This window comes from Aureivirga sp. CE67 (assembly GCF_015767245.1).
Taxonomy (GTDB): Bacteria; Bacteroidota; Bacteroidia; order Flavobacteriales; family Flavobacteriaceae; genus Aureivirga.
The window spans coordinates 39094-53138 of sequence record NZ_JADOTV010000011.1; the positions used below are offsets into that span (position 1 = coordinate 39094).

Consider the following 14045-nt stretch of genomic DNA (forward strand, 5'->3'; position numbering starts at 1 on the left):
TTAAAATTTAGGTTTAATATGTACTTATGATATTCTTTTTAAAGTTTGAAAAAATTAAATACAAATAAATAAAAAGAGATTGATTCTAAAACCAATCTCTTTTATGTCAAACTATTGAAAAGGATATTTATTTAATACTAATTTTACTAGTTTTTGAACTTTCATTTGAAGAAACTTTTAAAATATACATTCCAGAACTTATAGAAGAAGTATTGATACTTTTCGAAGTAATAGAATCAGAAATATCAGAACTATAGACAATCTTTCCAGTTAAATCCATAATTGAAATTTTTTCAATAGCAAGATTTTTATTCCAATTAAGATTTAATTGATCTGAAGCTGGATTAGGATAAACTATCAAATTATTCCAAATTTCCTCATTTACATTTATAACTTCGTCTGTTACGCTAATTTCTCCTTGGTAAGGTAAGTAGTTTTGTTTTACTCCAATTACAACTAAAGGATTTTCTTGCGCATATTCTTCTAAAGTAATTTCTACAGAACCATTTTGTGCAATTCCTGTGTTTAAAATTTCTCCATTTTGAGAAATCGTAATTAAAGTATCATCTATATCACAATTTATAGTAACAGCAGTCGCATTTTTTACGATGGATTCTACATGAGCAACTGTCATATCCATTGTTTCTTTCGTTCTGAAAATTGTAGAAGGATCTCCAAACATTACCCAAGTTTGCATTACTTCAATTGCAGTAGGACTATCTGTATATTCTTCCAACATACTCATTTGTGAATTGTAAAAAATACCTCCAAGAGTAATTTTATGATTGTCTTCATGAGCTTCTGTGATAATATCTGTCATTTCATCTTGAGTTTGCATTGGTTCAGCCCAAGCCATCAAAATTGACGAACCAGTTGCAGCAATTGCACCAGTTGGTGTATTTTCGTTTGTTGCTAAAAGCCATGTTTCTGAAATACATTCTCCAGCAGTAAAAGTCCCATTATTACAAGCAACTGAAATTACAAATGGATATTTACCATTGTTTACAGCTTCATTGATATGATTTGATCCATAATTACCCGTAACACAAACATTTTGTGCTCCATGTCCTGTATAATTAATTAAACCAACACCTTCGTTTACAGCATCACTAATAGCTGAAGAATTTGGATTTCCGTCTGCATCTGCACCTCCCTGGCTACCATCATAGAATTCAAAAACTTCAGTATAACCAAATTCTAAGAATTTTGCTCTATTATTTCTTGCATGTTCCCAGTCAGATTCACCATCATCACCATAACCTTCTCCTTCGTTAGAAGCAATTCCGATTGCTTTTTGCATCCAAGTTCCAGCAGCAGGATTTTTTTCATACTCTAAAGTTCTATCTATTTGAATTGTAATTTCATCAGAATTTGCTCCGGAAAGTCTTCCAACAAAAAGCTCAGGATAAAAGTCATCTCCTTCTAATTGTCCATAATAAGTATCGCTCCAAAGTTCTTCCCAAGCACTTGTTATTCCATAAGTGTGCGATGGAACTTGATCATGATCTCCAACTAATAAAACGAAAACTAGATTCGGGTTTTCTTCATAAAATGTCTCAACATAAGCTTTGATTTCTTCATCTGTTGCACCTGTATCCGTTATTGTTGCTACTGTAGTTTTGATACCAGATCTAATTTTCCAATCTACTAAAGGTTGTACAGCATCTTGAAAATCATCGTAAGTTATTACCAACATTTCTCCTTGTTCTTCCACAGGAGTATATCTTCCTAATGTGTTCTCACTGTTGATATAATGATTTTTATAGATAGAATTAAAAGCATCTTTTTTTGGTGATGAAAATGCTAATTCATTAATTCCTTCTTGGTTTAAATCTGTAGAAACGCTTGCTCTTATATTTTTATAAACTCGAAGTGTTTTAGTTACAGGATTATATTGATATGGAGAAAAACGAACTGTTATTCCACGAGTATTTCTAAGATTATAAGGTGTGCTTAAAGTTGCAATTTCTGCAGGATAAAAAGCATCTGTTTGATATTCAATCCCGAATTCGTAAGGAATATCGTCTGGATTTATATTTCTTTTTAAACTTCCTTTTGAAGGTGTAATATTTACGTTAGTATATTCTTCAAACCCATCGTGTTCTATAGTGATAGAAGATTTACCCTGATTTGGGATAATTAAAGATTCTGAAAAAGTTGGTAGGGCAGGAGCTCCTTTTTTCATGGAATTGATTTTGTAAGTTTTATCAAAATTCCAATAATCGACTCCATTTAAGTTAGTTTCTCTAGCAGAAAGTTCAGTGAATTGATGCTCGATTGTAAGATTGTCTTGAGTAGACGATAAGAGGGAAAAATCTTGTGCAATAGCAAAAGTTGATAGAAAACAAGCAATTGCTGAAATGTAAATTTTTTTCATTGGTTGATTTAAAGTTAAAAATTGGTTAGTTATATTAATACAATATTAAATAAAAAAGAGTTGTATTGCAAAATAAATAATATTTCATTTACAAAACACTGATAAATGTAATATTTTAATACAATAAATTTTATAATGCTAATTCGAAGAAGTTTCTGGAAAACTCAATTATTTTGGAAATGATTTTTTCTTTAAGAACTATTAAGAAAGTATTTTTTTGAAAATGAGTAACTTTAATTAGTTTAAAATTGGAATAGTAAATTTTATGGAATTGTATAATTTATATTTCAAAGCAATATGCTAAATTTACAGCAAAATTAAAGAATGAGCACAAGTATAGATAATTTAAATCCGAAAGAATTTATATTAATAAAAGGAGCAAAACTCCATAATTTGAAAAATATCGATGTGGCAATTCCAAGGAATAAACTGGTTGTGATTACTGGTTTGTCTGGTTCTGGAAAATCTAGTTTGGCATTCGATACTTTATATGCAGAAGGACAAAGGCGATATGTGGAAAGTTTGTCATCTTATGCTCGTCAATTTTTAGGAAGATTGAATAAGCCACAAGTGGATTATATCAAAGGAATTTCACCTGCAATCGCAATTGAACAAAAAGTAAATACTACAAATTCTCGTTCAACTGTCGGAACTTCAACAGAAATTTATGATTATTTAAAGCTTCTTTTTGCAAGAGTTGGAAGAACTTTTTCACCAATTTCAAATCAAGAAGTAAAAAAACACACAGTTACAGATGTTTTGAACTTGATTAAATCTTTTGAAGAAAAAACAAAATTACTTTTACTTGCTCCAATCGATTTAAATAATGGAAGAAACCTTCCAGATATTTTGAAAATTCTTGGACAACAAGGATATTCTCGTGTAAAAATAGATGGAAAAGTACAACGAATCGAAAGTATCACACAAGAAAGTGCAGATTCTCTTTTTTTAGTTGTAGATCGTATTGTGCTTTCTCATGATGAAGATTTTTACAATCGTTTGGCGGATTCTATTCAAACTGCTTTTTTTGAAGGAAAAGGAACTTGTATCATCGAAAATATTGTAACTGAAGATTCAACAGAATTTAGTAATAAATTTGAGTTGGACGGAATGCAATTTTTAGAACCAAATACACATTTATTTAGTTTTAATAATCCTTATGGGGCTTGTCCTACTTGTGAAGGTTATGGTGATATTGTTGGTGTAGATAGAGAATTAGTGATTCCAAATACTGGACTTTCGATTTTTGAAGATGCTGTTTTGCCTTGGCGTTCGGATTCTTTTAAAAAATACAAAGATGCATTTATCAAAAATGCTTATAAATATGATTTTCCAATTCATAAACCTTGGTTCGAACTTTCGAAAGAGCAACAAGATTTAGTTTGGAATGGTAATAAAGATTTACCTGGTATTAATGATTTTTTCAAGTTTTTAGAAGAAAAAAGTTATAAAATCCAGTATCGTGTAATGCTTTCTCGTTATAGAGGAAAAACGATTTGTACAACATGTCATGGAAAACGTCTTCGAGAAGAAGCTTCATATGTGCAAGTTGGAGGGAAAAATATTACGGAATTAGTAGATATTTCTATTGATAAATTAGCTAAATTTTTCAAAAACTTAGAGTTATCAGAGCATGATTATAATGTTGCAAAAAGACTTTTAATTGAAATCAATAATCGATTGTCTTTTTTACAGAATGTTGGTCTGAATTATTTGACTTTAAATCGTGCTTCAAATACACTTTCTGGAGGAGAAAGTCAGAGAATTAATTTGGCAACTTCGTTAGGAAGTAGTTTAGTTGGTTCTATGTATATTTTAGATGAGCCAAGTATTGGTTTACATCCAAGAGACACAGAAAAATTAGTTGAGGTTCTGAAAAATCTTCGTGATTTAGGAAATACAGTAATCGTTGTAGAACATGATGAAGACATTATGAAAGCAGCGGATTATATTATTGATATTGGTCCAGAAGCAGGTTTTCATGGTGGAGAAGTTGGTGCAGTTGGAACTTTTGATGAAATTCTAAAAACTAAAACACTTACTGCTTCTTATTTAAATGAAACTTTAGAAATTCCTGTTCCAAAACAAAGAAGAAAATCGAAAAATTATGTGGAGATTGTTGGAGCAAGAGAAAATAATTTGAAAAATATTGATGTAAAATTTCCTCTAAATGGAATGACTGTGATTACTGGAATTTCAGGTAGTGGAAAAAGTACATTGGTAAAGAAAATTTTATATCCAGCACTTCATAAAAAAATAAATCAAGCAGGAGGGAAAGTAGGTCAATATTCAGAATTGAAAGGTTCTTATGAACAATTGCAAAATGTTGAGTTTATTGATCAAAATCCGATTGGACGATCTAGTCGTTCAAATCCGGTGACATATATAAAAGCTTATGATGATATCCGTAATCTTTTTGCTTCAACAACTTTAGCGAAAGTTAGAAATTATAAACCAAAACATTTTTCTTTCAATGTAGAAGGCGGAAGATGTGAAGTTTGTAAAGGAGAAGGAGAAGTTACAATTGAAATGCAATTTATGGCAGATGTTCATCTGGAATGTGAAGCTTGTAAAGGAAAGCGATTTAAGAAAGAAGTTTTAGAAATCACTTATGAAGAAAAAACGATAAGTGATATTCTGAAGATGACGATTGAAGAAGCAATTGCATTTTTTGAAAAACATAAGGAAACAAAAATCGCAAAAAAACTGCAACCTTTGTATGATGTTGGTTTAGGTTACGTCCAATTAGGGCAGTCTTCTTCTACTTTATCCGGTGGAGAAGCGCAGAGAATCAAATTAGCTTCGTTTTTAGTGAAAGGAACAAGACAAGCAAAATCGTTATTTATTTTTGATGAACCAACAACAGGATTGCATTTTCATGATATAAATAAATTGTTAGATTCGTTTAATGCTTTGATTGCAAACGGACATTCATTGATTGTAATTGAACACAATATTGATTTAATCAAATGTGCAGATACAATCATTGATTTAGGGAAAGAAGGAGGAGAAAATGGAGGATCCTTAATTTTTACTGGAACGCCAGAAGAACTTGTAAAATGTAAAGATTCTTACACTGCAAAATTTTTAAAAGAAAAATTAATCTAATTAAAATAATAAGGGAAAATGAAATTAATCGTTAAATCAATAGCTGTTTGCGCTTTACTTTTAGTATCTTGTAAGGAAGGAAAAAAACAAGAAGTTGAAACTACTAAAACTGTAAAAGAAATGGCTACAAATGATGCAACACAAAATACTTCAATTTATCAATTTAAGGTGAAAGATATTGAAGGAAATACGTTTGATTTTGATTCATTGAAAGGAAAGAAAATAATGGTTGTGAATACTGCTTCAGAGTGTGGATTAACACCACAATATGAACTTTTAGAGCAATTATATAAAGATTTTAAAGATTCAAATTTTGTAATTGTTGGTTTTCCAGCAAATAATTTTGGAGCACAAGAACCTGGAACAAATGTTCAAATTGCTGCTTTTTGCCAAAAGAATTATGGAGTGACTTTTCCTATGATGGGTAAAATTTCTGTAAAAGGAGCTGATATTGCGCCAATTTATAGTTTCTTAACAGAAAAATCTAAAAATGGTGTAGAAGATTCTGATGTAAAATGGAATTTTCAAAAATATTTAATCGGAGAAAACGGAAAAGTTAATAAAGTTGTAGCACCAACTACTTTGCCAAATGATGAAGAAATTATCCGTTGGATAAAAGGAGAATAAATTCATTTAAATATATTTTTTTTAAGCGTATCATTTTATAATTGATACGCTTTTTTATTTCATATATTTGTTAAAATTTAACAAAATATGAGAAGGTTTTTAATTAAAATATTGCTATTTATTACCGTTTTATCTTTTTTTAATTGTGACAAAACTCCAGAAAATCAATTTATTTTAAATGGAACAATTTCAGAAGAATATGATGGGTATGTTTATCTTGCTTTTGGGCAAAAAATAAATGATAGTGTAAAAGTTAAAAATGGAAAATTTACATTTGAAGGGATTGCAAAAAAGCCTTATTTAAGATATATCACTCTTGAAACTCCATCTACAAATCAAAAATTTTATTTAGAAAAAGGAACTTTGGAAATAGATTTAAATTATGAAAGAAATGGAAAAGTTTTTAAAGAAATTAAAATAAATGATATAAAAGGATCTAAAACATACAAACTTAGAAAGTCGTATGAATTATTTTATGCAGAAAATAAAAATAAGCCAAATTTTAAAAAAGATTTATATAAAGTTATTGATACTCTGTTTGAAAATAATCCAAAAAACCCCTTCTGTGGTTCTGTTTTAGAGAAGCTATTTGTGGAAAGAAAATTCAAATTAAGTAAATTACAAGAGCTTTTTAAAAAAATAGATACTACAAATTTTAATGAATTCACACAATTAAATATTTATGATGGATTTAAAGCATTAGAAAAATACTCTGTTGGTAAGAAGTTTCCTTTAGTAGCTTTTAATAATTCTAACTCAGAAAAAAATAGTATTTCTAGTTTTAGAGGTAAATATCTTTTAATTGATTTTTGGGCAAGTACGAATAAACCAAGTAGAAAGAATCATGTTCAATTAAGAGAATTAAATAATAAATTAAAAAAGGAAGATTTTGATATTCTTAGTATTTCTGTTGATAAAAATACACAAGATTGGAAGAGAGCAATTAAAGAAGATCAATTGACTTGGGAAAATGAAATAGATAACTACATGTTTCTTTATAATCAATTGGGATTAGTGGAAATACCAACAGTTTTGTTATTAGATAAAGATGGAAATATACTTTTAAAAAACACAAATATTTCTAAAGAAGAAATTGAAGAAATTATTAAAGTAGATAATGAGAAAATGAAGTAGTCGAAAAATTAAATTTAGAATAAATAATCAAGATTTTTATAAGCACATTTTTATAATGTGCTTTTTTTATTTCGTAACTTCAAGAACTTTAAAAATATAATTGCTTATTCAAAATAAATTTATGAACAAAAAAATATTTTACCTTGCTATTGTTGGGGTGATATTCACAAGTTGTGGAGAGAAAAAGGACTCAAAAAAATCAAATGAAAACAAAGAAGTTGTTGTAGAAAAATCGGTATATCCTAATTGGAAAAATCAAACTTTAGAAGAAATTAAAAAAAATAAAGATTGGGATATTCTTAAGGAAGTAAAAGGAGATTTAAACAAAGATGAAAAAGAAGATGTTGTTTTAGTTCTGGAATCTAAAGATTCAATTCTGGAAAAAAGATATAATCAAGATCCAAGAAAAATTCAAGGTAGGATTTTAGCTGTGCTTTTAAACAAAGATGGAGAACAAAAAGTTGTGGTTCAAAATAATGAATTTCTACTTCGAGGAGATGAAGGAGGAATGTTTATTGGAATTGAACCAGAATTAAAAATTGCTAATAATAATTTGCATGTTGCTTATGAATTTACAAGAAGTAGTATTGAATATGAGTTTAAACATAAAAATGAAGATTTTGAGATTTTATATTTTAGAAGTTCAGGTATGTCAGGTGGTGAATATGAGACTACTGAAGTAGATTTTGATAATCAGAATATTGTGACAAAAACAGGTGAAATAGAAGAAGATCAAATAGAAACAGAGAAAATTGGATTTAAAGAAAAACCAAAAAAACTTTCTGATTTTAAAGTGATGTTGGATTGGGGAATTTCTGAAAAGGTTTATCTTTAAAAAAGTTAAAAAGCACCTTCAATTGAAGGTGCTTTTAATTTATATTAAAGAAATTATATTTTTTATACTTTTAATTCCAGGAATATTTCTAGTAACGGTATTTAAGAAATGAATGAAAGCGCATAAGAAAGCGATTGCAGTTATAATTAAAGCAATATTTCTCATTTTTAAATTAGTAATAGTCGTTGCCAACAAAATAAATAAAACAGTAATAATAAAATTAAATATAATATTGAAACTGTCAAATATCTTGAAAATAATATCATCTATATCATCAGGGAAAACTATGAAAGAAACTGTCACCCAAAATAATTGTTGAATTGTAAAAGCAATGATTAAAGCAATAATTATCGAAGTTTTGTGTTTCTTCTGTTGTATAATTTCGTTTGATATTTCATCTTCGGATTTATTTTTCTTTAATTTGATAGGATTCTCACCATATTGATTTCGTCCAGACTCACTTTTAAGTAAAAGTAAAATGAAAAGCCCAATTGCTCCAATAAGAGGAATAAAAACCAAAAGGATAAACCATCCACTTTTTCCAATATCGTGAAGCCTTCTAATTGTAATTGCAAGTGAAGGAATAAATACCAAAATAGAATAAATACCGCTTAAAACACCTAAGCCTACATCTTGGGAATAGAAGCTAAAAATAATGTCAATTCCCATAAGTATATAACTAACGGAAGCACTTATAATTGCAAAAATCCAAAATTCTTTCCTGCTTACTCTAGAATCAAAATCTGTGTATTGTTGAAATGCTTTTAAATAATAATTCATTAGTCTTTTTTTTATTGTTTTTGCAAATCTATAATAAAAACGTTAAAAATGAATGTTTTATAAAGTATTTTGATGGTTGATAGAGGTTGTTATTACTATTTATCTAAATAAAATAATTGATGTTTTTTGATTTAAATCAAAATATATTTAGAAGATAGTTTTTAGCTTCGCAGAAGATAATTTTAGATCAAATAATGAAAAGAATTTTGTTTTTCACCTTTGTTTTTATGCTGATTATTGTAAGCTGTAAAACATTAAAGGTTTCCAAAAAAGAATACACTCCAATTGATTTATCAGAAGATATTTCTTATTCAAATCATATAAAACCAATCATAGAAAATAATTGTTTGACTTGTCATTCTGGAGAATTTGCTTCTGCAAATCTGACTTTAGAAAAATATGAAGAAGTCATAGCAGCTATTAAAAATGACGGACTTTTAAATAGAATAAATAATCATGAAAAACCAATGCCAACAAGTGGTTTGATGCCAAAAAATGCTAGAATGACTTTTCAGAAGTGGGCAGACAATGATTTTTTAAAAGTTTCTGAAAACCCTGTAAAACAAACTGAAGAAGAAAATTTTGTATTTAATCCTCCAACCATAAATGCTGTGGATATTGAAAAGAATGGTTTTGAATTTATGAATAAAATTCAAGGACATTGGACAGGTAAGATGTTTCTACTTGGACAGAAATTACCTTGGTTTTCATTTGATTTTCGTGCAATAAATACTTCTCAAGTTCACGGAATGTTTGAAGGAGGAAGTATGGGGAATTTATTTAACACCTTTTTTGTTGGAGAGTTTAAAGGGACTAAAACGATTATGCTTCGTAATGGTGGAATTCTTAGTGGAATTTACAGAACAAGTTATTTTGTTTTAACAGAAGCAAACGAAAATGAATATTTGTTTGTAGATGCTTATGGAGGAAAAGATATTATGTGGGTGAAAATTAAGTTTGGTCATGATAAAATGAACATGACAACTTATACTAGTAAATTCGGATCTGTAAAATCAAGTCGTCATATGGAATTTGAAGGGAAATTACAGAATGAAGATTTAGCACAACAAGCCGCAGAAAAATTTAATTATCCAACTAAAACAGTTTTTAAGAGTTTTCCGAATGGAATGCCAAAACCTGACTGGGGAAAAGAGTATGAAACTGTAACTTCTGCTAGTTATATGATGATGGCAGATTCTTCTATGGATTACGAAACGTTGGGTAAATGGGCACAAGATCCAATTCAAATTTCAGACTTAGAAAATATTGCTAGATTAAACTTAGTTTTCGAAAGAGATGATTTGAGTAGAGATAAAAATATAAGCGTTTACTTATCAAGAGAACCTTTGACAGATTCAAATGATAAAATGAAAATGGAATATGATTATATTTCTATGAAAGCTATGAATCAAGTTATTTTATTCCCACAAATAAATAAAAATCAAAAACAATTTGAGTTAACTTATTTACATACCGGAAAATGTTATATCACTTTTGTTGTTGATAATAATAAAGATATGGTTCCAAATAAAGGGGATTTCTACAGCAAAAGCATTGAGTTGAATTTAAACTCAGAAACTATTCAGAAATTGAGTGTAAACATGATTGATAAAAGTATGTAATTTTATTTTTTTGCAAGTGATCCTACAATGAAAACCACCTTTCTAGGTGGTTTTTTCTTTATTTAAAATTTACTTATTTCCATTCCGATAAAACCTATTTCATTGATTCCTTTAATTCGTTGAGAATGTTCAAGGTTAATCTCTTTAATTTTAGTGCACTTTTTATTTTCTACTTTATAAAAACATGTTTTAAAGTTATCATGATCTATTTGAGAGAAAATCAAGGAGTTTTCGAAATTTATAAATGAATTAGGGTAGTTAAGATTTTTATTGTTAAAATAAATCCATTTTTTTGAAATTACTTCTAATTGATTCAAACAAAAGTCTAATATTAAAGATTTTTCATTAGAACCTGTATAACATAAAATTTGAATTTTTTCAGAATTAATTCTTAGAAAAGATTTCACTTCATAAACATCTTTACTTGAATATTTGTATAAAAGGTTTCCATTTAGATCAAAAACTACAAAACGATTTCTTTCTATTTCATTTGAAGAATCTATAAGACATTCTGAATAGGAAACAATAATCTTTTTTTTAATAATCAAACAATCTAATACATCTCCAATTTGAATAGACCTAATAAGTTTTCCTTGGATATTAAATAGGAAAGCATTTTTTTTATTTATAGTATCTCTATCTATCACTAGAAAGGTTTCAGAGTCAATAAATCGAATCAAAACATCATTGGAACAAACTATTTTTTCGGTTCTTATTATTTCATAGTTTAAAAAGATTTCCCCTTTTTTGGTAAAATAAATTGTTTTATCATCCAAAATGTCATAGGAAAAGATAGGTTCTTTTGTTCTAAGAATTTTTATTTTCATAGATTTTTAAAAATATAAAATAAGACTTGATTTTATTCTTTTTTATTTAAAGTGAAAAAAATGTTTGATTTCAATTTTTATCATTAAAAAAGCTTTTCTTTTCAATTCCTTTCGCAAAGGAAATTACAGTAAAGCACGAAAAGTCAAACTCATTCTTCCGTTTTCAGTATTCTTTTTAGGAATAGCATGTTGCCATTTTTCCTGAACTTCTGCTATCATATAAAACAGAGAACCAGAATTTAATTCAAAATCCATCTTAATTTCAGGATTTTCAATATTTCTAAAACGAATAATTCGAGTTTCGCCCAAAGAAACAATTACCACTCCAGTATTTTCTTCCAAAATATCTGTTTGATCTGAGTGATATCCCATTTTTGATTTTCCATCCAGATAAAAATTAATCAAACAATTATTAGGCAAGAAACCAATTTCTTTTTCAATTTTCTGATTCAAAATTTTTAATTCTTCGCTAAATTCTTGAAATGGATAAGCAATCTGAGAATAATTATAAGCTTTTCCAAAACTTGCTGTTTTTCTAGATTTCATTCTTTCATCCCAAGAAATATTAGATTTAAAATTTTCAAATAATTCAAAGGAGTTTTCAATAAAATTCTCATTGAAATAGGTTCCATCAATTTTTGTATTCATAGCTTTTCGGATTAAAATTTAGTATTGTTGGATAATTTAAACAAAAAAAGGAAAACAGATTTCGTCTGTTTTCCTTTTAAATATTTTTAGACTAAAAAATTATTTAGAAATAACAGTTTCAATTCTTGCGTCTTCAGCGCAGTTTTTAATTGTTAATTCAATTTCTTTTTCTTCATTTGAAGTTCCTGTAATTACATATTTTCTACAAGGTTTAGATTTTGTGTTACTTCTATCAAAATCCACATCTCCAAAATTCAAAATCTTCTTAATATCTGTAGAATCTATTTTTAAAGAAAGCATTTCATTTTGTGCTTCTTCAGAATAGTATAGTTTTTTTGTTCGGATGTTTTTTAAAACTCTATCATTTGGTAAATAATCACAAGAAGCTTTTTTTCCATTTAAAAAGAAAAATAGGAAAAAAATCCCCATCATTAATCCTCCACCAAAATAAGTTAAACGTTTGAATAAATTCATTTTTAAAAAATCAATAGGTTAATATCTCTATACGGAAGATTGAACCAATCTGCTACTGCTCGGTTGGTCAAAATTCCGTGGTAAAAATACATACCTTTTTGCAAACTTTTATCAAATCTTGCAGCATTTTCAAAATCTCCTGATTCTGCAATCGTTTGAAGATATGGGGTGAAGATGTTACTTAGTGATTCTGAGGCAGTTCTAGAGTATTTTGAAGGAATGTTTGGAACGCAATAATGAATTACACCATGTTTCATAAATGTAGGTTTTTTATGATTTGTGATTTCTGAAGTCTCAAAACAACCTCCACGATCGATACTAACATCCATTATTATGGAATTTTCTTTCATTTGCATCACCATTTTTTCGGTAACAACAACAGGAGAACGAAATTTTCCATGAATAGCTCCAATTACAACATCACAACGCATCAAGGCTTTTTGTAATGTTTTTGGTTGTATTGTTGAGGTATAAACAGGTTGTCCTAAACGGTGTCTAAGTGTTTGGAGTTTTGTGATGGAATTATCAAAAACTTTAATGTTTGCTCCAAGACCTAAAGCCGTCCTGGCAGCGAATTCAGCTACAGTTCCTGCTCCTAAAATTACGATTTCTGGAGGTGGAACACCGCCAATATTTCCTAATAAGATTCCGTTCCCTTTATTAGAACATCCCATAATTTCTGCAGCCAATAGGATAGAAGCTGTTCCAGCAATTTCGCTCAATGATTTTACTACAGGATAAGCACCATGTTCATCAATAATAAAATCGAAAGCAACTGCGGAAATTCTTTTTTTAGCTAAAGCCTCAAAGTATTTTTTGTTTTGCGTTTTTAGTTGTAACGCAGAAAATAAAACAGTTTGAGGCTTGATGTATTCAATTTCTTGAAGTGAAGGTGGTTCAACTTTTAAAATAATATGACAATCAAAAGCTTCTTTTGAAGAGTAAACTATTTTTGCACCAGCTTCTGAATATTCTCTATCTGAGAAATTTGCCCCATCTCCAGCACCAGATTCAATTACAAATTTATGTCCTTGATAAGTCAGTGCAGCAACAGCATCAGGTGTTAGACATACTCTTTTTTCTTGGTAAAATGATTCTTTAGGGATTCCAATTACTAAAGCACCTTTACGTTTTTGTATTTCTAACATTTCTTCTTGAGGAAGAAGTTCCTTTAAGCTGAATGGAGATGTTGGATTATTACTCATGATTTAATTTCTAAAGTTCTTTCGGTAGCACTTTTTACTGTGATTTTAAGTTTAACCGCACTTAAAGGTAATAAATTTTCTATATTCTGAGGCCATTCTACAAAACTCCATGCATTACTATCGAAATATTCTTCAACTCCAATGTCGTAAGCTTCTTCTTCTTCTTCAATTCTATAGAAGTCAAAATGGTAGATAATTTCTCCTTTATTAGAGTGATATTCATTAACCAAAGAAAAAGTAGGAGAGTTTGTCAAATCATTTACTCCAATCTTTTTTGCAAGTTCTTTAATTAATGTTGTTTTTCCAGCTCCCATTTCACCATAAAAAAGTAAAACTTTATTGGAAGTGTTTTTTAAAACAAAATCAGCTACTTCTGGTAAATTCTCAAGTGTATAATCAATCTTCATT

General features: G+C 28.6%; 12 protein-coding genes. 5 read left to right on the forward strand and 7 right to left on the reverse strand.

Translation table 11 applies throughout. The features are described 5' to 3' along the window. Positions 1-127: 127 nt before the first annotated feature. Positions 128-2377, reverse strand: coding sequence for a C25 family cysteine peptidase (locus tag I0K12_RS13285; protein WP_196888615.1), 2250 nt, complete (start codon positions 2375-2377; stop codon positions 128-130). Between the two features lie 324 nt (positions 2378-2701). Between I0K12_RS13285 and uvrA the strand changes: the two genes are divergently transcribed. The 4 genes from uvrA (at position 2702) to I0K12_RS13305 (ending at position 8081) form a co-directional block, all read left to right on the forward strand. Then, positions 2702-5485, forward strand: a complete 2784-nt coding sequence (gene uvrA, locus I0K12_RS13290; RefSeq protein ID WP_196888616.1) for an excinuclease ABC subunit UvrA — start codon at positions 2702-2704, stop codon at positions 5483-5485. An 18-nt stretch (positions 5486-5503) separates the two neighbouring features. Continuing rightward, positions 5504-6112, forward strand: coding sequence for a glutathione peroxidase (locus I0K12_RS13295; protein ID WP_196888617.1), 609 nt, complete (start codon positions 5504-5506; stop codon positions 6110-6112). An 87-nt stretch (positions 6113-6199) separates the two neighbouring features. Next, a complete protein-coding gene (locus I0K12_RS13300) occupies positions 6200-7246 on the forward strand; it encodes a TlpA disulfide reductase family protein (protein WP_196888618.1) in 1047 nt (348 codons plus the stop codon). A 121-nt stretch (positions 7247-7367) separates the two neighbouring features. Next, positions 7368-8081, forward strand: a complete 714-nt coding sequence (locus I0K12_RS13305; protein WP_196888619.1) for a hypothetical protein — start codon at positions 7368-7370, stop codon at positions 8079-8081. A 39-nt stretch (positions 8082-8120) separates the two neighbouring features. On the opposite strand, the gene I0K12_RS13310 is transcribed toward I0K12_RS13305, so the two are convergent. Next, positions 8121-8861, reverse strand: a complete 741-nt coding sequence (locus tag I0K12_RS13310; protein WP_196888620.1) for a DUF805 domain-containing protein — start codon at positions 8859-8861, stop codon at positions 8121-8123. A gap of 194 nt (positions 8862-9055) precedes the next feature. On the opposite strand from I0K12_RS13310, the gene I0K12_RS13315 reads away from it, so the two are divergent. Next, positions 9056-10483, forward strand: coding sequence for a hypothetical protein (locus I0K12_RS13315; protein ID WP_196888621.1), 1428 nt, complete (start codon positions 9056-9058; stop codon positions 10481-10483). Between the two features lie 62 nt (positions 10484-10545). Here I0K12_RS13315 and I0K12_RS13320 read toward each other — a convergent pair whose 3' ends face one another. The 5 genes from I0K12_RS13320 to tsaE all read right to left on the reverse strand — a co-directional run bounded on the left by I0K12_RS13320 (position 10546) and on the right by tsaE (position 14044). Then, a complete protein-coding gene (locus tag I0K12_RS13320; protein ID WP_196888622.1) occupies positions 10546-11310 on the reverse strand; it encodes a hypothetical protein in 765 nt (254 codons plus the stop codon). 123 nt (positions 11311-11433) lie between these two features. Then, on the reverse strand, positions 11434-11958 hold the full coding sequence (locus I0K12_RS13325) for an alpha-ketoglutarate-dependent dioxygenase AlkB (protein ID WP_231372762.1): 525 nt from the start codon (positions 11956-11958) through the stop codon (positions 11434-11436). Positions 11959-12057: 99 nt separating this feature from the next. Further along, positions 12058-12432, reverse strand: coding sequence for a DUF4258 domain-containing protein (locus tag I0K12_RS13330; RefSeq protein WP_196888623.1), 375 nt, complete (start codon positions 12430-12432; stop codon positions 12058-12060). 2 nt (positions 12433-12434) lie between these two features. Further along, positions 12435-13637 (reverse strand): alanine dehydrogenase, encoded by a 1203-nt coding sequence (locus I0K12_RS13335; protein WP_196888624.1) that lies wholly within the window; start codon positions 13635-13637, stop codon positions 12435-12437. Beyond that, positions 13634-14044 (reverse strand): tRNA (adenosine(37)-N6)-threonylcarbamoyltransferase complex ATPase subunit type 1 TsaE, encoded by a 411-nt coding sequence (gene tsaE / locus I0K12_RS13340; RefSeq protein WP_196888625.1) that lies wholly within the window; start codon positions 14042-14044, stop codon positions 13634-13636. Before tsaE ends, I0K12_RS13335 begins: the two co-directional genes overlap by 4 nt. Position 14045: the final 1 nt, after the last annotated feature.

Excerpts from the sequence above, each read along its gene's own strand:
- I0K12_RS13310 (WP_196888620.1), bottom strand. The coding sequence starts at position 8,861 with ATGAATTATTATTTAAAAGCATTTCAACAATACACAGATTTTGATTCT.
- I0K12_RS13305 (WP_196888619.1), top strand. The coding sequence starts at position 7,368 with ATGAACAAAAAAATATTTTACCTTGCTATTGTTGGGGTGATATTCACA.
- I0K12_RS13315 (WP_196888621.1), top strand. The coding sequence starts at position 9,056 with ATGAAAAGAATTTTGTTTTTCACCTTTGTTTTTATGCTGATTATTGTA.
- I0K12_RS13335 (WP_196888624.1), bottom strand. The coding sequence starts at position 13,637 with ATGAGTAATAATCCAACATCTCCATTCAGCTTAAAGGAACTTCTTCCT.
- I0K12_RS13295 (WP_196888617.1), top strand. The coding sequence starts at position 5,504 with ATGAAATTAATCGTTAAATCAATAGCTGTTTGCGCTTTACTTTTAGTA.
- I0K12_RS13300 (WP_196888618.1), top strand. The coding sequence starts at position 6,200 with ATGAGAAGGTTTTTAATTAAAATATTGCTATTTATTACCGTTTTATCT.
- I0K12_RS13285 (WP_196888615.1), bottom strand. The coding sequence starts at position 2,377 with ATGAAAAAAATTTACATTTCAGCAATTGCTTGTTTTCTATCAACTTTT.
- tsaE (WP_196888625.1), bottom strand. The coding sequence starts at position 14,044 with ATGAAGATTGATTATACACTTGAGAATTTACCAGAAGTAGCTGATTTT.
- I0K12_RS13320 (WP_196888622.1), bottom strand. The coding sequence starts at position 11,310 with ATGAAAATAAAAATTCTTAGAACAAAAGAACCTATCTTTTCCTATGAC.
- uvrA (WP_196888616.1), top strand. The coding sequence starts at position 2,702 with ATGAGCACAAGTATAGATAATTTAAATCCGAAAGAATTTATATTAATA.
- I0K12_RS13330 (WP_196888623.1), bottom strand. The coding sequence starts at position 12,432 with ATGAATTTATTCAAACGTTTAACTTATTTTGGTGGAGGATTAATGATG.
- I0K12_RS13325 (WP_231372762.1), bottom strand. The coding sequence starts at position 11,958 with ATGAATACAAAAATTGATGGAACCTATTTCAATGAGAATTTTATTGAA.